15 protein-coding genes and 1 pseudogene are annotated in these 20,864 nt (G+C 73.1%); 8 read left to right on the top strand and 8 right to left on the bottom strand.

Features of this window, described 5'->3' with window-relative positions; genetic code table 11:
• Window positions 1-60 precede the first annotated feature (60 nt).
• The 3 genes from AB0924_RS31190 (at window position 61) to AB0924_RS31200 (ending at window position 3,619) form a co-directional block, all read left to right on the top strand.
• Window positions 61-1,584, top strand: coding sequence for an SDR family oxidoreductase (locus AB0924_RS31190; RefSeq protein WP_366913158.1), 1,524 nt, complete (start codon window positions 61-63; stop codon window positions 1,582-1,584).
• 84 nt (window positions 1,585-1,668) lie between these two features.
• Complete coding sequence (locus AB0924_RS31195) at window positions 1,669-3,045, top strand: deoxyribodipyrimidine photo-lyase (RefSeq protein WP_366913159.1); 1,377 nt, start codon at window positions 1,669-1,671, stop codon at window positions 3,043-3,045.
• 136 nt (window positions 3,046-3,181) lie between these two features.
• Entirely contained in the window at window positions 3,182-3,619 is a 438-nt protein-coding gene (locus tag AB0924_RS31200) for an SPW repeat protein (RefSeq protein ID WP_358934327.1), read from the top strand.
• Between the two features lie 166 nt (window positions 3,620-3,785).
• On the opposite strand, the gene AB0924_RS31205 is transcribed toward AB0924_RS31200, so the two are convergent.
• Window positions 3,786-5,231 (bottom strand): APC family permease, encoded by a 1,446-nt coding sequence (locus AB0924_RS31205; protein ID WP_366913160.1) that lies wholly within the window; start codon window positions 5,229-5,231, stop codon window positions 3,786-3,788.
• Window positions 5,232-5,482: 251 nt separating this feature from the next.
• Between AB0924_RS31205 and AB0924_RS31210 the strand changes: the two genes are divergently transcribed.
• Window positions 5,483-8,209: a sugar-binding domain-containing protein gene (locus AB0924_RS31210; protein ID WP_366913161.1), complete on the top strand. Its 2,727-nt coding sequence runs from the start codon at window positions 5,483-5,485 to the stop codon at window positions 8,207-8,209.
• Window positions 8,210-8,260: 51 nt separating this feature from the next.
• Here AB0924_RS31210 and AB0924_RS31215 read toward each other — a convergent pair whose 3' ends face one another.
• Window positions 8,261-9,706 (bottom strand): hydrolase, encoded by a 1,446-nt coding sequence (locus tag AB0924_RS31215; RefSeq protein WP_366913162.1) that lies wholly within the window; start codon window positions 9,704-9,706, stop codon window positions 8,261-8,263.
• A 215-nt stretch (window positions 9,707-9,921) separates the two neighbouring features.
• Between AB0924_RS31215 and AB0924_RS31220 the strand changes: the two genes are divergently transcribed.
• Window positions 9,922-10,185, top strand: a complete 264-nt coding sequence (locus tag AB0924_RS31220; protein WP_358934319.1) for a GlsB/YeaQ/YmgE family stress response membrane protein — start codon at window positions 9,922-9,924, stop codon at window positions 10,183-10,185.
• Between the two features lie 8 nt (window positions 10,186-10,193).
• Here AB0924_RS31220 and AB0924_RS31225 read toward each other — a convergent pair whose 3' ends face one another.
• A complete protein-coding gene (locus AB0924_RS31225; protein WP_358934424.1) occupies window positions 10,194-10,970 on the bottom strand; it encodes a GNAT family N-acetyltransferase in 777 nt (258 codons plus the stop codon).
• A 123-nt stretch (window positions 10,971-11,093) separates the two neighbouring features.
• Here AB0924_RS31225 and AB0924_RS31230 point away from each other — a divergent pair, with 123 nt between their 5' ends.
• A complete protein-coding gene (locus AB0924_RS31230; protein WP_358934317.1) occupies window positions 11,094-11,576 on the top strand; it encodes a nucleoside deaminase in 483 nt (160 codons plus the stop codon).
• A 116-nt stretch (window positions 11,577-11,692) separates the two neighbouring features.
• Here AB0924_RS31230 and AB0924_RS31235 read toward each other — a convergent pair whose 3' ends face one another.
• Together AB0924_RS31235 and AB0924_RS31240 are read right to left on the bottom strand one after the other, a co-directional pair.
• A complete protein-coding gene (locus tag AB0924_RS31235; protein WP_358934315.1) occupies window positions 11,693-12,547 on the bottom strand; it encodes a GNAT family N-acetyltransferase in 855 nt (284 codons plus the stop codon).
• Between the two features lie 211 nt (window positions 12,548-12,758).
• Window positions 12,759-13,445, bottom strand: a complete 687-nt coding sequence (locus AB0924_RS31240; RefSeq protein ID WP_366913163.1) for a chaplin — start codon at window positions 13,443-13,445, stop codon at window positions 12,759-12,761.
• A 282-nt stretch (window positions 13,446-13,727) separates the two neighbouring features.
• Here AB0924_RS31240 and AB0924_RS31245 point away from each other — a divergent pair, with 282 nt between their 5' ends.
• Together AB0924_RS31245 and AB0924_RS31250 are read left to right on the top strand one after the other, a co-directional pair.
• Entirely contained in the window at window positions 13,728-15,377 is a 1,650-nt protein-coding gene (locus AB0924_RS31245) for an alpha/beta hydrolase (RefSeq protein ID WP_366913164.1), read from the top strand.
• A gap of 130 nt (window positions 15,378-15,507) precedes the next feature.
• Complete coding sequence (locus AB0924_RS31250; protein ID WP_358934308.1) at window positions 15,508-16,029, top strand: DUF4232 domain-containing protein; 522 nt, start codon at window positions 15,508-15,510, stop codon at window positions 16,027-16,029.
• A 270-nt stretch (window positions 16,030-16,299) separates the two neighbouring features.
• Here the strand turns inward: AB0924_RS31250 and AB0924_RS31255 are convergent.
• The 3 genes and pseudogenes from AB0924_RS31255 to AB0924_RS31265 all read right to left on the bottom strand — a co-directional run.
• Window positions 16,300-17,076 (bottom strand): annotated as a pseudogene (locus AB0924_RS31255) (alpha/beta fold hydrolase); the annotation flags it as partial.
• A gap of 97 nt (window positions 17,077-17,173) precedes the next feature.
• Complete coding sequence (locus tag AB0924_RS31260; RefSeq protein WP_358934306.1) at window positions 17,174-18,313, bottom strand: alpha/beta fold hydrolase; 1,140 nt, start codon at window positions 18,311-18,313, stop codon at window positions 17,174-17,176.
• Window positions 18,310-20,850 (bottom strand): thioester reductase domain-containing protein, encoded by a 2,541-nt coding sequence (locus AB0924_RS31265; RefSeq protein WP_366913165.1) that lies wholly within the window; start codon window positions 20,848-20,850, stop codon window positions 18,310-18,312. Before AB0924_RS31265 ends, AB0924_RS31260 begins: the two co-directional genes overlap by 4 nt.
• Window positions 20,851-20,864: the final 14 nt, after the last annotated feature.

Consider the following 20,864-nt stretch of genomic DNA (forward strand, 5'->3'; position numbering starts at 1 on the left):
AAGAGATGCACAAGGGGAACTCGGCAGGACCCCGGTCAGCGGCACGAAGGGCGGAGACGGATGGACGGCGACGACGTGAAGCGCTGCCTGGTGACGGGCGGCACGGGGTACATCGGCGGCCGGCTCGTCCCGGAGCTCCTCGCCGCCGGTCACCGGGTCCGCTGCCTCGCCCGCTCCCCCGGCAAGCTGCGCGACCACCCCTGGGCCGGCGACATCGAGGTGGCGCGCGGGGACGTCACCGACACGGACTCCGTCGCGGAGGCCATGCGGGACGTCGACGTGGCCTACTACCTGGTCCACGCCCTCGGCACCGGTGACGGCTTCGAGAAGACCGACCGCGAGGCGGCCCGGATCTTCGGCGAGCGGGCCCGGGCGGCCGGCGTGCGACGCATCGTCTACCTGGGCGGGCTCACCCCCGAGGACGTGCCCGAGCACGAGCTCTCCCCGCACCTGCGGTCCCGCGCCGAGGTCGGCCGCATCCTGATGGACTCCGGGGTGCCCACCGCGGTGCTGCGCGCGGCCGTGATCATCGGCTCCGGCTCGGCCTCGTTCGAGATGCTGCGTTATCTCACCGAGCGGCTGCCCGTCATGGTCACCCCGAGCTGGGTGCACACCCGTATCCAGCCCATAGCCGTACGGGACGTGCTGCGCCTCCTGGTCGGCAGCGCGGATCTGCCCGCCGACGTGAACCGCACCTTCGACATCGGCGGCCCCGAGGTGCTCACTTACCGGGAGATGATGGTCCGCTACGCGGCGGTGGCGGGGCTGCCGCGCCGGGTCATCGTGCCCGTGCCGGTCCTCACCCCGACGCTGTCCAGCCACTGGGTCGGTCTGGTCACACCGGTGCCCGCGTCCATCGCCCGGCCGCTCACGGAGTCGCTGCGCCACGAAGTGGTCTGCCATGAGCGCGACATCGAGAGGTACCTGCCGTACCCGCCCGGGCGCCCGCTGCCCTTCGACGAGGCCGTACGACTGGCCCTGCAGCGGGTCCGCGACGCCCAGGTGGTCACCCGCTGGACGTCCGCCGCGATACCGGGAGCGCCGAGCGACCCGCTGCCCACCGACCCCGACTGGGCCGGCGGCAGCCTGTACACGGACGTCCGGGAGATCGTGGTGGACGCTCCGCCCGAGGCGCTGTGGCGGGTCGTCGAGGGGGTGGGCGGGGAGAACGGCTGGTACTCCTTCCCGCTCGCCTGGGCGCTGCGCGGCTGGCTGGACCGGTTGGCGGGCGGGGTCGGACTGCGCCGCGGCCGCCGGGACGCCCAGCGGCTGCGCGTCGGGGACTCGCTGGACTTCTGGCGGGTGGAGGAGATCGAGTCCGGGCGTCTGCTGCGGCTGCGGGCGGAGATGCGGCTGCCGGGGCTGGCGTGGCTGGAGATGTACGTGGAACCCGACGGCGCCGGACGCTGCCGGTACCGGCAGCGCGCGCTGTTCCATCCGCACGGGCTGCTCGGCCAGGCCTACTGGTGGGGCGTCTCCCCGTTCCACGCCGTGGTCTTCGGCGGCATGGCCCGCAACATCGCCCGCGCGGCCGCCACCACCACGTCGCTCCCACGCCGGAGGGAGCGGGCGGCAGCGCGCTGACGCCCCGCATCCGCCGGGCGCCGTGGACCGGAAGCAACCACCGTCCAGCGCCCGCTCTCCCGCCCGACGCCCCGGAGCCGCACCATGAACGTCTCGGTCGTCCTGTTCACCGCCGACCTTCGCCTGCACGACCATCCGCCGCTGCGGGCGGCGCTGGACGGCACCCGGCACGTGGTGCCGCTCTTCGTGCGCGACCGGGGAGTGGACCGGGCCGGATACGCGGCGCCCAACCGGCTGGCGTTCCTCGCCGACTGCCTGCGCGATCTGGACGCGGGTCTGCGCGAGCGGGGCGGCCGGCTGGTGCTCCGCTCCGGTGACCTGGTCGAGGAGGTGTGCAAGGTGGTCACCGAGGCCGACGCCGACGAGGTGCACATGGCCGCCGACGTCAGCGCCTACGCGCACCGCCGGGAGGAGCGGCTGCGCCGGGCCCTGGAGGCCGACGGGCGCCGGCTGCACGTCCACGACACGGTGACCACGGCGCTGACGCCCGGCGCGGTGACGCCCGCCTCCTCGGACCACTTCGCGGTGTTCACCCCGTATTTCCGGCAGTGGTCGCAGGCGCGGTTGCGCGATGCGCTCGGCCCGCCGCGCACGGTCCGGGTGCCGCAGGGCGTCGGTTCCGAGGAGCTTCCCTCGCGCGCGGGGCTGGCGGGCGTGTCCGAGGGGCTCGCCGAGGGCGGGGAGGTGCTCGGCCGCAAGCTGGTCACCGCCTGGCTGCGCCGTGGTGTGGCGCGGTACGAGGACCGGCACGACGACCTGGCCGGTGACGCGACCAGCCGGCTCTCCCCGCACCTGCACTTCGGCACGCTCTCCCCCGTGGAGCTGGTGCACCGCGCCCGCAGGGCGGGCGGACCGGGCGCCGAGGCGTTCGTACGGCAGCTCGCCTGGCGCGACTTCCACCGGCAGGTGCTGGCGGCCCGGCCGGCCGCCTCGGGTGCCGACTACCGCACCAAGCACGACCGCTGGCGCACCGAGCGGACGGCCCGGGAGGACATCGAGGCGTGGCGGGAGGGGCGTACCGGCTATCCGATCGTCGACGCCGCGATGCGTCAGCTCAGGTACGAGGGCTGGATGCACAACCGCGGCCGGCTGCTGGCCGCGAGCTTCCTGGCCAAGACGCTCTACGTCGACTGGCGGGTGGGCGCCCGGCACTTCCTCGATCTGCTCGTCGACGGGGACGTGGCCAACAACCAGCTCAACTGGCAGTGGATGGCGGGTACCGGCACGGACACCCGTCCCAACCGCGTGCTCAACCCGGTCACCCAGGGCAAGCGGTACGACCCCGACGGGGCCTACGTCCACCATTGGGTACCCGAACTGGGGCCGCTGCGCGCCCCGTTGGTGCATGAGCCGTGGAAGCTGGCGGAACCGGACCGGGCCGCGCTGGACTACCCGGACCCGATCGTCGACCTGTCCGAGGGCCTGACCCGGTTCAGGCGGGCCCGCGGCCGCGAGGACTGAGGCGCGGCCGCCGCCGGGCTCCGCGCATTCAGGCCCTACACATAAGGGGGAAAGAAGAGCAGAATGCGAAGAAGCGGCGCTTACCGCCCGCCCGGTCCGGGCGCGGTCGGCCAGCGACTCACGAAGGAGGCGGGACATGGCCGACGTCTCGCACAGGGGTGACATGGCGACCCACCCCGACATATCCGAGATGCGGACGCGGTACGCCCACATGCTCGGTGGCCGCGACGTGGCGCTCGTGGACGGGCCGGTCTTCCTGCTCGGCCTGTACTGCGCGGCGTCCCCGTGGATCCTGCACTACACGGCGAGCCAGCCGGCGCTCGCGACGCACAACCTGATCATGGGCATCGCGATCGGGCTGCTGGCCCTGGGCTTCACCACGGCTCCGGCACGGATGTACGGCCTGAGCTGGGCCATGTGCGCCATGGGTGTCTGGATGATCATCGCTCCGTGGATCGTGGGCAGCGGCCCGGACGCAGGCGTGATCGTGAACAACATCGTCATCGGCGCGCTGGCCGTGGTCCTCGGCCTGATGTGCGCCGGTACGGCGCAGAAGAGCGCCCCACGAACGTAGAGAGGCCGGCCACCGAGAGACCGGCCGTTGGGAGAAGGACTCCTGAGTACGGACGCGTGGAAGGAGGACCAGGCGAAGAAAGTGAAGGACACGAAGAATCCGGGGCCGGTCCGCCCGGGCGGACCGGCCTCCCGATGCCCTGCGGGGCGTCACCGCCGGCCAGGGCTCAGCCCGCTTCCAGAACCGGCTGTCCCTCCGTGCGCTCCTCCGGGGTCTCCTTCGGCCCGAAGGGCCACGCCCGCTCCAGCCGCGCCCAGATCAGGAAGGCGACGCAGCCGAGGGCCAGCCAGGCCAGGGACCACTCGACGGGGTGGCGGCCCGGGGAGTTCTCGTCGGCGTACCCGTAGATCACGCACCAGCCGGTGAAGGCGACGGCGGCGGGCAGCGGGTACAGCCACATCCGGTAGGGCCGGCGCATGGTGGGCCGGCGTCTCCTCAGGACGGTGAGGGCCACGATCTGGGCCAGCGCCTGGACGATCACCATGACCGTGGTGAGCAGCTGGATCAGTGTCGCGAGGTCGGTGTGCCGGCCGATCAGGAAGCCGATCGCGGTGATCACGCCCATGGTCGCGAGCCCCAGGGCCGGGAACCGGTGTTCGGGGTGCAGCCTCTCGTACGGCCGGAAGAACACCCCGTCCCGGGCTGCGTCGCAGGGCACCCGGGAGCCGCCGAGCAGGCCGGTGAAGACCGAGGCGAAGGCCGTGACCAGGATCAGCACCGTGACGGTCACCGCGGCTCCCCTGCCCCAGGTCCGCTCCAGCACGGCGGAGGCCACGGAGGTGGAGGCGATGTCGTGCGGGTCGGTCATGCGGTGCCAGTCGACGACGCCCAGGGTGCCGATCTGCAGCAGCAGGTAGATCGTCATGATGCCGAGGACCGAGAAGACGATGGAGCGCGGCAGGGTCCGGCCGGGGTCCTTGATCTCGGCACCCAGGTAGGCGGTGGTGTTGTAGCCGAGGTAGTCGTAGATGCCGATGGTCAGGCCCGCGGCGAAGCCGGGCCAGAAGTGGCCCGAGGTGACGTCGAGGGCGTGCGCCGGGTAGGTGAAGGCCAGGTGCGGGCTGAAGGCGGTGGCCGCGGCGGCGATCACCAGGAGCACCGAGGCGATCATCACGGTCCACATCACGGCGGCGATGCGGGCGATGTGCTCGATGCCGCGCCGGAGCAGGAGCACGACCAGGGCGATGACGCCGAGGCCGACGAGGTCGCCGGCGGTCCCGCCGAGGCCGGGGGCGAGGTAGCCGAGGTACTGGACGAAGCCCACCACACCGGTGGACATGATCAGCGGGATGAAGAGCATCGCCGTCCACACGAACAGGAACGGCATCAGACGGCCGGTGCGGTGCCGGAAGGCCTCGCGGAGGTAGACGTAGCTGCCGCCCGAACCGGGCATGGCGGCGCCCAGCTCGGCCCAGACCAGCCCGTCGCACAGCGCCAGCACGGCGCCCGCGACGAAGCCGACGACCGCCTGGGGGCCGCCGAACGCGCTCACCATCAGCGGGATGGTCACGAACGGGCCGATGCCGCACATCTGGCTCATGTTGATGGCCGTGGCCTGGAATGGACCGACACGGCGGACGAAGCCACCCGTGGGTGGCGGACTACCGGACATGGGGGGACTCCTGACGCGACGGGCGTGCGGACCGCGTGCGCGGCGGCGGTCCGCCCGGCCGGGCCGGCCGGCGGATGAAGTTGTGCGGCCCTACGGCGCCGGACGGGCGACAGCCGAGCGGTTCGTACCGCTCGTCAAGGCGGGCGGGGCCTACGGTCGTTGACGCGGCCCGCGCCGCGCCCTTCCTCGAGTCAGGTTAGTAAAGTTTCCTGACTTAACTGGGCTCCTACGTCACGAGGCTGGAGACCGCCGTGTTCGCTCGCCCCGCCCCCGGACGCCGGCCGGCCACGGCAGTCGTACTCCTGAGCCTGCTGGCCGTGCTGTCCACCGGTGCCCGGGCCGCGACGCGGGATCGCGACGCGGCACCGCACGAGCGGCGGGCCGCGGTGACCCGCGTGCCCTCCGCGGCCGGCTCCGCCACCCCGCTCGCCGGGTACGCCGTTCAGTCGACGGCGAAGGTGGGCGACCCGGCGGCGGCCGTCTCCTCCCCCGGCTATCCGACCGCCGGCTGGCATCCGGCGGGCCCCCGGTCGACGGTCCTGGCCGCCCTGCTCGCCGACGGCGTGTACGCCGATCCCTTCCACTCCACCAACCTGGCGAAGATCCCGCGGAAGGACTTCGACGTCCCCTGGTGGTACCGGTCCGACTTCACCGTCGAGGACACCGGCCGCCGCACCCACCTGGACTTCAGCGGGGTCGTCTCGGCGGCCGACGTCTACGTCAACGGCCACGCGGTGGCCGCGGCGGCGGACGTGACCGGCGCCTACACCCGGCACGAGCTGGACATCACCTCGCTGGTACGGCCCGGCACCAACACGGTCGCGTTCCGGGTCCGGCCCAACAACCCGGACGCCGACCTCACCATGGGCTGGCTCGACTGGCTCCAGCCGCCGCCCGACCGGAACATGGGCATCGTCCGTGACGTCCTGGTGCGCCGGGGCGGCCCGGTGGCGCTGCGCGACGCGCACGTGGTGACCCGGCTGGCCCTGCCGTCCCTCGACACCGCCGACCTGACCGTGAAGGCGCAGGCCCGCAACGACTCCGACGAGGCGGTCACCGCCGAGGTGACCGGCCGGGTCGCCGGGGCGGCCTTCAGCCGCGACGTGCCGCTCGCCCCGCACGAGACGAAGACCGTCACCTTCTCCCCCGCCGACGTCCCCGGTCTGCGCCTCGCCTCCCCCCGCGTGTGGTGGCCGGCCGGCATGGGCGAGCAGCCCCTGTACGACCTGGACCTCACCGCGTCGGTGGCGGGTACGGCCTCGGACACCGCCCACGAGACCTTCGGCGTCCGTGACGTCCAGGCCCCCCTCGACGCCGACGGCGCCCGCCAGTACCGGATCAACGGCCGCAAGCTGCTGATCAAGGGCGGCGGCTGGTCCCCGGACGAGTTCCTGCGCTGGGACCGCACCTATGTGGCGGACCGGCTGGAGTACGCGCTCGACCTCGGGCTCAACACCCTCCGGCTGGAGGGCCACATCGAACCGGACGAGTTCTTCGAGCTCGCCGACCGCTACGGACTGCTCACCCTGCCCGGCTGGGAGTGCTGCGACAAGTGGGAGGGGAACGTCAACGAGGACGGCTCCGGCGAGAAGTGGACCGACGCGGACCACCGGGTCGCCAAGGCCTCCATGGCCGCCGAGGCCGCCCGGCTGCGCGGCCACCCGAGCGTGATCTCGTTCCTGATCGGCAGCGACGCGGCCCCCGACGCGACGATCGAGCGGAACTACCTGGACGCCCTGAAGGCCGCCGACTGGCCCGACCCGGTGATCCCGGCCGCCTCCGAGAACTCCTCACCGCAGCTCGGCCGTTCGGGGATGAAGATGACCGGGCCGTACGACTGGGTCCCGCCCGGCTACTGGTACGCCAAGCGCGAGGGCGGGGCCACGGGCTTCAACTCCGAGACCAGCGCGGGCCCCGACATCCCCACCTTCGACACCCTGCGCCGGATGATGACCCCGGCCGAGCTCGACACCCTCTGGAAGGATCCGGGCGCCCGGCAGTACCACCGCTCCCCCTCGTCCGTCTTCGGCACGCTGAAGATCTACGACGCCGCCCTCACCGGCCGCTACGGCGCACCGAAGGACCTGTCCGACTACGTCCGCAAGGCGCAGCTCGCCCAGTACGAGAACGTCCGCGCCCAGTACGAGGCCTACGCGCGCAACGCCACGGACGCGGAGAAGCCCGCCACCGGGGTGGTCTACTGGATGTTCAACAGCGGCTGGACGTCCCTGCACTGGCAGCTGACGGACCGCTACCTGGACCAGGGCGGCGCCTACTTCGGCGCGAAGAAGGCGAACGAGCCGCTGCACATCCAGTACTCCTACGACGACCGTTCGGTCGTGGTCGTGAACGGCCGGCACGGTCCGGCGGGCCGGCTCACCGCACGGGCCACCCTGTTCGACCCCGACGGCACGCAGCGGTACGACAGGTCCGTCGGCGAGCTGTCCGTGGACGGCGACGGCGCGCGCCGCACCGCCCTCACCCTGCCCGCGTCGGTGAGCGGCCTGCCCTCCGCGTATCTGCTCCGGCTGACTCTGACCGGCGAGGACGGCCGGGAGGTGAGCCGCAACGTCTACTGGCTGTCCACGGCGCAGGACACGCTCGACTGGGCGCACACCGACTGGTACTACACGCCGACCAGCCGCTACGCCGACCTCAAGGGGCTCGCCGCGATGGCCCAGGCGCCGGTGGACGCGACGGCGACGACGACGTCGTCCGGGGGCACGTCCACGACGACGGTGACCCTGCGGCACGCCGGGGGCGGGCGGACGCCGTCCCTGTTCACGGACGTGCATCTGGTCGACGACCGGGGCCGGCCGGTGCTGCCGGTGCGGTGGTCGGACAACGAGGCCGGTCTCTGGCCGGGCGAGTCGGTGACGCTGACCGCAACCTACCGGACCGCCGATCTGCACGGCTCGGCACCGCACGTGCGGGTGTCGGGATGGAACACCCCGGAGCGGACCCTGCCGGCCGGCTGACCGGAGGGGGCGGGCCCACGGGCCCGCCCCTGGGTTTCGGCCGGCAGGGTTTCAGCTGACGTCGAGTGCGGTGTCGTCGACGACGAACGACGTCTGGAGCTTGGAGCCCTCGGTGCCGGTGAACCGGACCGTGACGGTCTGGCCCGCGTAGCCGGCGAGGCTGAAGCTGCGCCGGGTGTAGCCGCTCGCCGCGTTCAGGTTCGAGTAGGTGGCGAGGGTGGAGAGAACGGTCCCGCCGCTGTTGAGGATCTGCGCCCGGAGGGTGTCGTAGGCCGTGGCGGTGGACGTCTCGGCGGTGTCGACGTGCAGGTAGAAGCTCAGGACGGCGTTCGTGCATCCGGCCGGGACGGTCACCGTCTGCGCGAGGGTGTCGGTGTGGGCGGCGCCGTAGCCGTTCAGCCAGGCCTTGTAGGAGCCGGTGCGGGCGGCCTCGCCGGAGTCGTTGTTGATGACGCCGCTGGTGGTGGTCCAGGTGGTGGCGCCGGACTCGAAGCCGTTGTTGCCGAGCAGCTGGGCGGCGGTGCAGGTGCCGGTGCCGCCACCGCCGCCCGTGGTGCCGGAACCGGCCAGCCAGGCCGTGGCGTTGAGGGCGAGGGCCGCGTTGGTGGAGCCGGTGTCGTTCCAGCCGTCGTACAGGGTGTTCCCGGACTGGCCGGTGCCGTCGTCGATGGGCGAGCTGTCACCCCAGAAGGCGACCCGGCCGCTGCCGAACGTGCTGGTCAGGAAGAAGGCGCCGGTGTTGCCTGAGTAACCGGTGCGGTAGAGCAGGCCCTTGACGCCCGAGTTGTCGGCGGGCTTGAGCGTGGCCGTCGTGCCGCTGGCGATCAGGCTCTTGCTGACCGTGCCGAACGAGCCGTGCAGGACCGGGTCGGTGCTGTCGCTGATCGCCGACGGGTAGTCCGAACCGATGCTCAGCGAGTCGATGGAGAAGCCGAACGGGTCGGTGGAGTCGACGCTGTTGCCGGTCATCAGGTCGTTGAAAATCTCGACCGCGTCCTGGCCGTCGTTGTTGCGGTCGGCGCCGGTGTGGTCGGAGATCATGAACAGGCCGCCGCCGTTCTTCACGAAGTTCATGATCGCCGTCTTCTCGGCGGTGGTGAACAGCGTGTTGGGCTCGGGCAGCACCAGGGTGTCGAAGTTGGACAGGTCGGTGGCCGACGAGCCGCCGTAGCTCAGGCCGGAGCCGGACGGCAGGGTCTTCAGGCTGTAGCCGCCGGCCTTCTGCAGGGAGACGCCCCAGGAGGACAGGGCGCCGGTCCAGTCGGTCTCCGCGGACGGGGTGGAGTCCTGGCCGAGCGGGTCGGGCTGGCTGGTGGAGATGATCCAGTCCGCGTTGCCCGCCGTCTCGGCGTGGGCGTTGTCGAACAGGATCCGGTGCGTCGTGGCCGCGTGGGCGGGGGCGGCGGCGCCGAACTGCAGGGCCGCGGCCGTGACGAGCAGTCCGATTCCGGCCAGCGCGGTGGTGAGCGAGCGGGGGGATCTCCTCGATCCGAACATCCGGGCGAACCTCCGTGGGAGTGGGGAGAGGCGGTGGGGGCGCCTGGTCTGCGCGCGTAGAGCACGCACGAGGGTTCTACACGCGTCGATCGATTGAAAGGTACATGGCATAACGGCCGGGTGAACAGAAAGTCCCGGCAATGACAGCGCCTGCGTGCATCCGGCGGCAGCGGGCAGACGGCACATCGGCGGGGGCGAGAACCGGAGGGGTCGAGATGGAGATTTCGGGCATCATCAGTGCCATCGTCATCGGCATCGTCATCGGTGTGCTGGGCCGGCTCGTCGTACCCGGGCGGCAGCACATCGGCATCCTGTGGACCCTCGTGGTCGGCATCGTGGCCGCGCTGGTGGGCTCGGCGATCGCCGCAGGTATCGGCGTCGCGGACACCAAGGGGCCCGACTGGATCGAGTGGCTGATCCAGATCGCCCTGGCGGCCGTGGGCGTGGCCGCGCTGGACCGGGCCAGGTTCAGCCGCTGAGCGGAGGGTCAGCCTCCGTACAGGTAGGGCGTCGTGGTGCCGAGCGCGTGGAAGCCGAGGCGTTCCAGGATCGGGCGGCTCATCGGTGAGGCGTCGACCTGGAGGTAGCGGCAGCCGCGGGCGGCGGCGACACGGGCCCGGTGGGCGACCAGGGCGCGGTAGACGCCCCGGCCCCGCCAGGCCTCGACGGTGCCGCCGCCCCACAGGCCCGCGAAGCGGGCGCCGGGCACCAGTTCCATGCGGGCCGAGGCGACCGGCTCGTTCCCGGCGAGCGCCACCACGGCGACGACCGTCCCGGGGTCGGCGGCCAGCCGGGCCAGCAGGCGGTGGCGCAATCGGGTGCCGTCGGTGCCGAAGGCCGACTCGTGCACCTTCACGACGAGTTCGACGCCCGCCGCGTCGGTGGCCGGGACGATCCGGATCCCGTCGGGTGTTCCGGGATCCAGGGCCAGTCGGCCGGTCTCACCGACCAGCAGTGTCTCCTCGGGCTCGGACCGGAAGCCGGCCGCGGTGAGGCGGGCGCCGAGGTCCGCCGGCCGGTCGTGGGCGTACAGCTTCCACTCGAAATCCAGGCCCAGCCCGGTGAAGTGGGCGATCTGTTCGCCGATCACCCGGTCCGCCGTCGCCTCGTCCAGGCGGGACCAGAGAACCCCGTTCCAGCCGTGCGCGTCGCCGGTCTGGCGCACCACGGCACCGGCCCGCTCGATCCGGGCCCCGGGCCCGTCGGGGCGGGCGCCCTCACGCATGTCCCGGTCGTACAGGGCGAGCACCGTGGCATGATCCAGATCCATGCCCCCACTCCAGCACCGGCTCCGCCTCCCGGGCAACGGGGTTTTCCGGTCGCCGGGAGCCGACGGGGCCCGTAGCGTGCGACGCCGGGGGCTGTCGGGTGAGGAGGTCCGGAGGACATGGTGAAGGACAGCGAGCTGCGCCATCTGCGCCGCTGTGTGGAACTCGCGCGCGAGGCGCTTCAGTCCGGTGACGAGCCGTTCGGGTCGGTGCTCGTCGCGGCGGACGGCACGGTGCTCGCGGAGGACCACAACCGGGTGGCCTCCGGGGATCGCACCCGGCATCCGGAGTTCGAACTGGCCCGCTGGTCGGCCGCCCACATGTCCCCCGGGGAACGGGCGGCCGCGACCGTCTATACCTCGGGCGAGCACTGCCCCATGTGCGCGGCCGCGCACGCCTGGGTGGGGCTCGGCCGCATCGTGTACGTCGCCTCGTCCGAGCAGCTCGGCTCCTGGCTGACCGAACTGGGCGTGCCCGCGCCCCCGGTGAGGCCACTGCCGGTCCACGAGGTCGCCCCGGGGGTGACGGTCGAGGGGCCGGTACCCGAACTGTCCGACGAGGTACGCGAACTCCACCGCCGCTTCCACGCCGGGCGAGGCTGAGCGGCGCGGGGCCGGTGTGCCGCGGGGGCGTCGCGCGGGGCGGTGTGCCGCGCAGGGGGGTCCTGCGGGCCGGGCTCGCCGAGGCCGATCGGCGTCTCAGCCCGGCACCCCGCCGGTCAGCCCAGTTCGAGTGTGGTGACGCCGAACACCCGCTCCTGGGCGTGGGCGCGGACCGGCCCGGTGTACATGCGGGCGGTCTCGAACGAGGGGCTGAGGCCGGCCTCCTCGACGAGTGCGACCGCGGCCGTGTTCGGCTCGGGCACGTCGACGGCGACCTCGCGGCCGGCGGCGTCGGCGGTGAGCGCGGCGAACAGGGCCCGGGCGTCGTCCGCGGTGTCGGCGAAGAGGGGGCCGACGCGCAGGGTGTCGTGTCCGGGGCGGATCACTCCGTAGCCGGTGAGCCGGTCGCCGTCGTGGCGGACGAAGGCACGGTGGCCGGGGCCGGTGAGCCACTCGGCCAGGAAGCGGGGCCGGTCGGCGGGCGTGCAGAGGGCGTCGTACGCGGTGATGGCGGGCAGGTCGGCGGGGCTCGCGGGGCGGACGCCCGCGGATGATCCGGTGCCGGGCGCGACGCCGGTGAACCGGATGGTGCGGTGGGCGGGTTCGAATCCGGACTGGCGGTAGTTGTCCTGCTGGGCGACGACTCCGTCGAGGCCGACGGTGCGGTTCCCGGCATGGGCCAGGGCGGTCTTCCAGGTGGTCAGACCGTGGCCGTGGCCGCGCAGGTCCGGACGGACGAGGTAGCAGCCGAGGAAGGCGTAGCCGGAGCCGTAGGTGACGACGGAGATGGCCGAGACGGGTTCCCCGGCGATCCGGCCGAGGAAGAAGCCGTCGGGGTCCTGGGCGAAGAAAGCGGGCCCGTCGGACAGCCCGGGGTTCCAGCCCTCGGCCGCCGCCCACCCGCTGATCACCGGCCAGTCGGCGAGCGCGGCCTGGGTGACGACGAGGTCCTGCGGGTCCGGTGAGGTCATCGGTGCGCTCCACTGTCCGTGAGGTTCGGGCTGCCGTACGGCGCGGCGCTCGGCCGCGCACCGGGCATCCTTCCCGATCACCCCGGAGCCGCGCCATGCCGGGGCCGGCCGTGACGCGGTGCCCAACCGGCTTTCGGACATTCGCTGTTGGGGGCGGGACAGCGGTGAGCCCCACCGGGCCGGCGTCCGGTGGGGCCTTACCGCCGATGGGTCAGCGCATGCGGCTCGGCCGGAAGCGGCGGTACAGGACCGTTCCGGTGAGCAGCAGAGCCGCGCTGCCGGCGACCGCCGGTGCCATCATGTCCGCGCCGGTGTGGGCCAGGGTGGCCGTGGAGGGCTCCGGAGCGGCCTGCCGGGTGTGCGGGGCCGGGTGGGACTTGACCGGGGTCGTGCGGGCCGGCTCCGGCGTGGTGGTCTCCGGCGTGTCCGAGTGGTGGTTGCTGGAGCGGTTGCCCTCCGTGGGGTTGCCCACTCCCACCACGTTCACCGAGTTGCCGGTGACGTTCACCGGCACGTGCACGGGGAGCTGGATGCTGTTGCCGGAGATCACTCCGGGCGAGTCCTTGCTGCCGCCGTACGCGGACGCACCGCCGTGGGACGAGGAGGAACCGGCCTTGTGCGAGCCGCCCTTCTTGCCCCCGTGCCCGCCGTTCTCGCAGGCGTTGCCCGCCGCGGGGTTGAGCAGTCCCACGACGTTCACGGTGTTGCCGCACACGTTCAGCGGGATGTGCACCGGAACCTGGATGGCGTTGCCGGAGATCACCCCGGGCGAGCCGGTCGCCGCACCGTCGGCGGAGGCCCCGTCGGCCGCGAACGCAGCGGACACAGGCATCGCCACGGCCATCGCGCCAGAGGCGGCAACGACAGCGATCACACCGTTTCGGGTAGCCCGTCTCATGGATTTCCCTGCTTTCTAGACATCGTCGCGGGCACTTGCCCACACCGGATAGAACGCAGACGAACCATCGGGGTTATGGCGTATCAGTCTTTCACCCCATTGAGCGACATGATCTTTCGAGTCGCACGTAAAGTTTCGAATAGTCACCGATCATCACAGAAAGTGCGAATAATAGATCATCGACAGCCGTGCCGCTCGCCCGGAGGCGGCCCTTCCGGACCCCGCTTATGGTGGGCGAGGGCGCCGCCCGGTCCCAGTCGGTGCGCCCCCGGGAGGCGAACGATGCTGGCCAAGCTGTCCACCCGGCCCGCCGTGCGGAAGTGTGCGGGCGCCGGCGCGCTGACCCTGACGCTGCTCGGGTCCGGGCTGCCCGCCGCGGCGGGCGACGAGCCGCGGCCCGGCCTGTCCCGCTTCTACGGGCAGAAGGTCGCGTGGACGGCCTGCGACGGCGCGGACATGCCCGGAGACCTGCAGTGCGGGAAGGTGACCGTCCCGCTCGACTACGCCCACCCCGGCGCCGGCACGCTCGACGTGGCGCTGGCCCGCTACCGGGCCACGGGCCGGTCGCGGGGCTCGGTGCTGCTGAACTTCGGCGGCCCCGGCGGCTCCGGGGTCCATGGGCTCGCGTCGGGCGGCAAGCAGTTCATGGACCTGACCAACGGCTACGACGTGGTCACCTTCGATCCGCGCGGCGTCGGCCGGTCCTCCCCCGTCAGCTGCGGCGAGGGCGGCGAACAGACCTCGGTGGCGACCGGCCAGAACCTCGACATCACCCGGCCCCAGCCCCTGCTGAAGCGGTTGCGGCAGGCCGCCGACCAGTGCGCCCGGAACTCCGGCCCGGTGCTGCGGCACATAGGCACCGTGGACGCCGCCCGCGACCTGGACGTCATACGCCAGGCCCTCGGCGACAAGAAGCTCAACTACCTGGGCTTCTCCTACGGGACGCGGCTCGGCGCGGTGTACGCGGCACAGTTCCCGCACCGGGTCGGCCGCATGACCCTGGACGGTGTCGACACCCTGACCGAATCCCTGTCCGAACAAGGGATCGCGAGCGCCGAGGGGCTGCAGACGGCGCTGGACGACTTCCTGGACTGGTGCACGACGGACATCGCCTGTCCGTTCGGGCGGGACCGGCGCATGGCCGGGAGCCAGGTGATCCGTCTGATCCGCTCGCTCGACCAGGACCCGGTGCCCACCGACTTCGGCGGCGCCTTCTCCGGGCAGGACCTGGCGGGCGCCATCGGTTCCGCCCTGTACAGCCAGGAGCTGTGGCCCACCCTGGAACGGGCGCTCGCCTCGCTGGTCGACGACGGCGACACCCGGGGCGTGCTCAGCTTCTCCGCCGGCGCGTTCTGGCCGGGCGGCGGCTTCACCCCGCCCGTCCGTCGGCCGGGACCGGCCCAGGGACCGGCGGTGGACAAGCGGGACGGCGGGCTCGTGAACTCCGGCGACGTCCCGGCCGACAACCTGCCGGCCGCACTGCTGGCGATCAACTGCGCGGACGACCCCGACCGGCCCACCGACGCGCAGCTCGCCAAGGACCTCAAGAACCTGCGGAACGCCTACGACCAGGCCTCACCGGTCTTCGGCCGGTTCAAGCTCACCCAGCTCCTCATGTGCTACGGCCGCCCCAGGGGCACGGACTTCATCCGGGACCGGGTGAAGAACGTCGACACGGCGAAGATGCTGCTGGTCGGCACGCGCGGCGACCCGGCGACGCCGTACCGCTGGACCGAGGAGACGGCCCGGCGGCTCGGCGCGGCGGCCGTCGTGCTGGACAACAGGGGCGACGGGCACACCGGCTACTCGTCGTCCAAGTGCGTGCACCGCAAGGTCGACGACTTCCTGCTGTACGGCTCCCTGCCGGCCGACGGCAGTTCCTGTCCGGCGGACCGGAAGGGCTGGACCTCCACGTCCGGCACCGCCCGCTGACGACGGACATGGCGCGAACGGGTGACAGGAGCGATCGCGGCGCAACCTCACGGCCGCCCGGACCGTCACATCCCACGAGGCGCGCCCCGGCCCGCCGTACCCGCACCGACCACGACAGGGGGAACCCGCCATGCGTATCCGAGCCGCCGTAGCCGTACCCGCCGTCTGCGCCGCCGTGGCACTGCTGGGCGCCGCGCCGCAGAGCCAGGCGGCCAACCGGCAGGCCGGCCCCGCCCGCTGCGCGGAACGGGCACTGACCGTACGGGCGAAGGCCGCGTCCGCCGATCCTTCCGTGCTGCGGGTGGCCGTGACCAATCGCGGGGGCCGCACCTGCGTGGTCGACCGGGTGCCCACGATCACGTTCGGCGACCTGGACGGGGCCGCGCTGCCGGTGCCCGAGGGCGGCAGGGGCACCTACGCGCTCAAGGCGGGCAGGACGGCGTACGCGGCCGTGCGCACGATCGCCGACCTGGCGGACCCCGAGGCCCGCCGGACGGGCTCGGTCACGGTGGCCGCCTCGGCCTCGCAGTGGGGCCGCTCCTTCACCGCCGCCCGGCTGGGCACCGGGAGCGAGGTGCTGGTGTGGGAGCCGGTGACGACGTGGTGGCAGCCGACGGCGGCGGCCGCGGACCGGGCTCTCGGCGTCGGCTGAGGCCCGCTCCGCGCGCGGACGTCCCGGTGGGCGCTACGGCCGCGGGGTCGCCGCGGACTTCGGCGGCCGTGCCGTCCCCTCGGGCTCCTGGGCCTCCGCGGTCTCCTGGGCATCCGCGGGCTGCTCGGCCTCTTCGGGCTCGGCGGGCTGCTCGGCCTCTTCGGGCTCGGCGGGCTGCACGGCCTCCTCGGGCTCCTCGGGCTCCGGGGTCGCCTCGTGCGGCTGCGTCTCCTCGGTCTCCACAGGCTTCGGGGTCTCCTCGGCCTGCTCGGGCTTCGGGGTCAGGAACCAGTCCAGGGCCGCGGTCAGTTCGGCCGGCTTCTCCACGGGCAGCTCGTGGCCCGCGTCGATGATGCGGACGACCGCGTCCGGGTAGGCCTTGGCCAGCCGCAGCATCTGCCGCACGGGAAGCTGGATGTCGTGGTAGCCGTGCACCATCAGGGTGGGCGTGCGGATCTCACCGGCCCGGTCGAGGACGTCGAAGGCGCGCATGGCGCCGTACAGCGTCATGACGACCTCGCGCGGGGTCTCCCCGGAGGCGCGGATGTACTCGCGGACCTCCTCGCGCGGGTGGCCCGGCGCGAAAGCCCGCTGGATGTTTGCCGCGATGAACAGCTTGTACGGCGCCAGCGTGGAGGCCGCCATGAGCAGCCCCCGGCCACGGCTGTACGTCATCCGGCCGATGGAGTTGACCAGCACCATCCGCTCCACCCGCTCGGGGTGGGACAGGGCGATGGTCTGGGAGATCATCCCGCCCATGGAGTGGCCGACCAGCACGAACCGCTCGACCCCGAGGTGGTCGAGGAGCGCCAGGACGTCCGCCGCCAGCTCCGCCACCGTACGCACCCCGGCCCCGGTGCTCTCCCCGTGCCCGCGCAGGTCCAGCCGGATCACCCGCCGGCCCGCCGAGAAGTGCGCCACCTGGTGGTCCCAGCGGTGCCGGTTCGCGGTCCAGCCGTGCACGAAGACCAGGGGCACCGCCGCGCCGTCGCGGGGGCCCTCGTCGTCGTACGTCAGTACCGCGCCGGCGACGTCGAGCTGCGGCATGGGGGCCTCCTGGGGTGCGGTGCGGGGCGAGTCCGGTTACTGATGGGTACGGTATCCGGCGGTGCGGCCCGCCGTCACCGGCCTCCGGGGGTGATTCTCAGCGGTGCGCCCCGAGGAACTCCAGGACGTGCCCGAAGACGTCCAGCGCGGCGCCGCGGCCCAGGAACGGGTCGAGGTGGCCGTAACCGGGGATCTCGGTGTAGGACACGTCGAGCTGCGGCTGCCGGCGGGACAGCACCTCGTGGCAGAGCTTCTGCGAGTCCAGCCACAGCCCGTTCTCGCTGCCCGAGAGCAGCAGCACCGGGGTGTCGATGCGGCCTGCGGCGTCCAGCGCGTTGGGCGGGAGCGCCTGGTAGCGGTGGTCGGTGTCGTGCCAGCGGACGACGGTGCGGGCCAGCTCGATCCGGCGCAGATGGGGCAGGATCCACAGCGGGGCGGGGCCGAGCAGTTCGGCGAGCCGGTCGTGGGTGGCCGGGTCGAGGTTCTCGTGGACGAAGAGGGAAGCACCGGTCCCCCAGGCCGAGTTGTGCAGGATCTGGCAGGTCGGGTCCGGGCAGGCCGCCTTGCGCGAGGCGAGCGCGAACAGCGGGGTGTACTTCGACCACAGGCCCACCTTGCGGATGTCGACCGGAATGTGGTCGATCCGGGTCTTGAGCAGCTCCCCCGCCACGGACATCCGCAGCGATGTCCGCCCGGCCAGCTTGGGCGTGAGGAAGACCCCCTGGGACACCACCCCGGCCAGGCCCGGGACGAGACCGGCCGCCATGCTCATCGACAGGGTGAGCGAGCCGATGCAGTGCGCGACCACGAACAGCGGCCGGTCCCCGATGCGTTCGCGGACGTGTGCGACGGCTTCGGGGATGTCGTACAGGGCCACGTCGTCGTACGTGTACCGGCCCCCGGTCTCGTTGTACGGGAGCCTGCTGCTGCCCCGCCAGTCCAGCAGCCAGGGCTCGTAGCCGTCGTCGAGCAGGACGTCGACGAGATTGCGGGTCTCGGGCAGCAGGAACATGTCGGCGGAGGCGGTGTGCCCGTGCAGCAGCAGCACGGCGGGGCGGCCCGGGTCGGCGGGGCCGATCCGGGTCAGGCCGAGGCGGACGCCGTCGCCGGCCCGGAACGGGACCTCTTCGACGTGGGCCGGGTCCAGGCGGTGGCGCAGGGGGCGCGGTGCCACGCCGGTGCGGACCTTGCGGAGCGCCGGGCGGGCCGCCTTGGCGGGGGTGGTCCTGAAGATCATCGGTTGTGCTCCGTGAGGGTCGGGGTCCGGCGCAGGTCGAGCAGGTCGGCGGCGGCCCGGGCGAACGGGGCGACCAGGCCGCGGCCCATCTCGAGACCGAACCAGGCGAGCCAGGTGAGCTTGGCGGCCCGCTTCTCCTGGCCGGTCAGGCGCGGGTCGACGCGGATGCCGTCGATCTGGTCGCGGACGTAGGAGTCGGCGGGCACGACGACCTCGCCGAGCAGGCTCGCCGCCTCGCCCTCGCGGCCGATCTCCACGGTGAGCGCGCGGGTCTGCCGCCACAGGTCCCGGCGGGCGCGCGCGTACTTGCGGCCCTCGAGCCACCAGAGACCGCCGTCCGCGTCCCGCAACTTGAGCCGGTAACGCAGGAGTTGGTGCCGCATGCCGTGCTGTTGCGGGATGCCCTCCTCGGGGCGCACCCACAGGTCGCCGCGTTCCACGGTGAGCGGTTCGGGGTGCAGGGCGGGGCAGGTCACCTGTCCGGTGACGTCCACCCGGCGCTCCTTCACCAGTTGGTACATGCTCGCGATGGACAGGGTGAGCGCCATCGAGCAGGGGGCCGAGGCCGCGGCGCCGACCGGTCCGACGGTGCCCTCGGTGGTCTCGGAGAACCAGAGGTAGGGCTGGTCGTCCTTGTGCGGCAGCCGGGCGAGGCCGTCGCCGGCGAGCTTCTCGAAGGTCTTCAGCTGGGCCTGGGCGTCGTAGCGGGCGGCGGGGGCGAGGCCGAGCGCGGCGACCAGGGCGTCGGTGCGCGCGGCCTCTGCGGCTGGGCCCTTCAGGGTGGCCTCGCACAGCTTGAGGGCGGTGGGGCTCCGCAACACCCGGGAGAGGAAGCCGAGTTCGGGTATGGGCTCGGCCTCCAGGCGGGCGAGGGTGCCGGTGCGCCACTCGTCCCAGTCCTGGACGCGTACGTGCATGCCGCCGAAGGCCATGTCCCGTACGACGTCGTCGAGGGTGTTGGGCACGCCGGTGAGGTTGTAGTCGAAGCCCCACGCGTCGGGTTCGCATATCGCCGCGACGGCGACCCGGCTGACCCAGTCCACCGGGGCGGCGTTGAGATGGCGGAACGCCGGCACGGTGCGGAAGCGGCCGAAGGCGGAGATCAGGCCGCTGCTGAGGTCCTGCGGGTTGTAGGCGCCGGTCTTCGTGTGGCCGCCGATGCCGCCGGGGCGGAGCGCGGTGACGACCAGGCCGTGGTCGCGGGCCCGGCGCAGGGCGACCTCGGCGGCCCACTTGGACTGGTCATAGCCGGAGACGAGCCGGTCGATGTGGGCGAGCGGGTCGTCCTCGCCCATCGAGGTGATGCCCACCTCGTTGAACACCGCGATCGACGAGATGTGGTGCAGCGGTTTGGGGCGGCCGGTCGCGGCGAGTTCGGCGAGGGTGAGCGCGCCGAGGACGTTGCTGCCGCGCAGCGACTGGTAGCCGCGCAGGAAGTCCACGGCGGCCGCGACGCCGACGACGCTGTCGAGTTCGTGGGCGAGGGTGTGCCACCGCTCGTCGGTGAGGCCGAGGCGCGGGCGGCGGATGTCGCCGGGCAGTACGGTGATCCGGCGCCGGACCTCGGACGACCACGGCAGCCGGTAGCCGCGCAGTTGTTCGCCGAGCCGTTCGGTGGCCGCCGCCTCGTCGTCGGCGCGGACCAGGCAGTAGACATGGGCGTCGCTGTGGCGCAGCAGGTCGAGCAGCATGTGGCTGCCGAGGAAGCCGGTCGCGCCGGTGAGCAGGATCCGGCGGGGCGGCACCGGCTCGGGCACGTCGGTGAACGGAAGCCGGTCGGCGAGGGCGAGGTCGGCGAGAATCTGCTGGAGGTCCTCCGGGCGGGCGCGGGAGTGGCGGTCGCCGTCGGTGCGGTGCGGGACGCCGGTTACGGCGGGTGGGGTGCGGGGGGACGGGACGGGGAGGGTGCCGGGGGCCGCCGTCGGTGCGGGGAGGGCGGGCGGGGTGTCCGCGAACGCCGGGGCGAAGGCCGGTGCCGGTGACGCGGAGGGCGTTCCCGTGGCGCGGGGTGTCGCGCCGGGCACCGGGGCCGGAGCGGCGCGGACGGCCCCGGCGGCGGCCGGGGGCGGGCCCGGCGGAGCCGTGAGGGGCGCCTCGGCGGCGACGGACTCCGGGCTCGGCGCGGACGTGTGGGTGCCCGGCACAGCGGCGGCGGCTTCGGAGGGCGCCGCCGGCGCGGCGTCCAGGAGCGGCAGCCAGCGGCGGGCCAGGCTGCTCGGGCGGGCGTCGGCGAAGACCTCGTCGAGGTCGACCTCGATGCCCAGTTCGCCCTCCAGTTCGGCGATGAGTTCCACCGCGCCCACGCTGGTGCCGCCCGCGTCGAAGAAGTCGGCGTCGGGGTCGAGCCGGCCGGCGGGCAGATGGCGGCCGGCCGCGGCGGCGACGGTGGCGGTGAGGCCGTCCAGGTCCGGCGCCGGGGCCGGCGCGGGCTCGGGTCCGGCGCCCGCCGCCCGCACCTTGGCCAGCAGGTCGGACACGCCGAGTCCGCCGCCGCCCCGCTCGATCGACTCGGCGATCGCCTCGTTCACGTCACGCATGAGAGCCCTTCGCG

The sequence above is a fragment of the Streptomyces sp. NPDC047869 genome, from assembly GCF_040704065.1.
In the GTDB taxonomy this organism is placed as follows: domain Bacteria; phylum Actinomycetota; class Actinomycetes; order Streptomycetales; family Streptomycetaceae; genus Streptomyces.

Coding starts and splice junctions, on each gene's coding strand:
- AB0924_RS31190 (WP_366913158.1), top strand. CDS start 61: ATGGACGGCGACGACGTGAAGCGCTGCCTGGTGACGGGCGGCACGGGG.
- AB0924_RS31195 (WP_366913159.1), top strand. CDS start 1,669: ATGAACGTCTCGGTCGTCCTGTTCACCGCCGACCTTCGCCTGCACGAC.
- AB0924_RS31200 (WP_358934327.1), top strand. CDS start 3,182: ATGGCCGACGTCTCGCACAGGGGTGACATGGCGACCCACCCCGACATA.
- AB0924_RS31205 (WP_366913160.1), bottom strand. CDS start 5,231: ATGTCCGGTAGTCCGCCACCCACGGGTGGCTTCGTCCGCCGTGTCGGT.
- AB0924_RS31215 (WP_366913162.1), bottom strand. CDS start 9,706: ATGTTCGGATCGAGGAGATCCCCCCGCTCGCTCACCACCGCGCTGGCC.
- AB0924_RS31220 (WP_358934319.1), top strand. CDS start 9,922: ATGGAGATTTCGGGCATCATCAGTGCCATCGTCATCGGCATCGTCATC.
- AB0924_RS31230 (WP_358934317.1), top strand. CDS start 11,094: ATGGTGAAGGACAGCGAGCTGCGCCATCTGCGCCGCTGTGTGGAACTC.
- AB0924_RS31235 (WP_358934315.1), bottom strand. CDS start 12,547: ATGACCTCACCGGACCCGCAGGACCTCGTCGTCACCCAGGCCGCGCTC.
- AB0924_RS31240 (WP_366913163.1), bottom strand. CDS start 13,445: ATGAGACGGGCTACCCGAAACGGTGTGATCGCTGTCGTTGCCGCCTCT.
- AB0924_RS31245 (WP_366913164.1), top strand. CDS start 13,728: ATGCTGGCCAAGCTGTCCACCCGGCCCGCCGTGCGGAAGTGTGCGGGC.
- AB0924_RS31250 (WP_358934308.1), top strand. CDS start 15,508: ATGCGTATCCGAGCCGCCGTAGCCGTACCCGCCGTCTGCGCCGCCGTG.
- AB0924_RS31260 (WP_358934306.1), bottom strand. CDS start 18,313: ATGATCTTCAGGACCACCCCCGCCAAGGCGGCCCGCCCGGCGCTCCGC.
- AB0924_RS31265 (WP_366913165.1), bottom strand. CDS start 20,850: ATGCGTGACGTGAACGAGGCGATCGCCGAGTCGATCGAGCGGGGCGGC.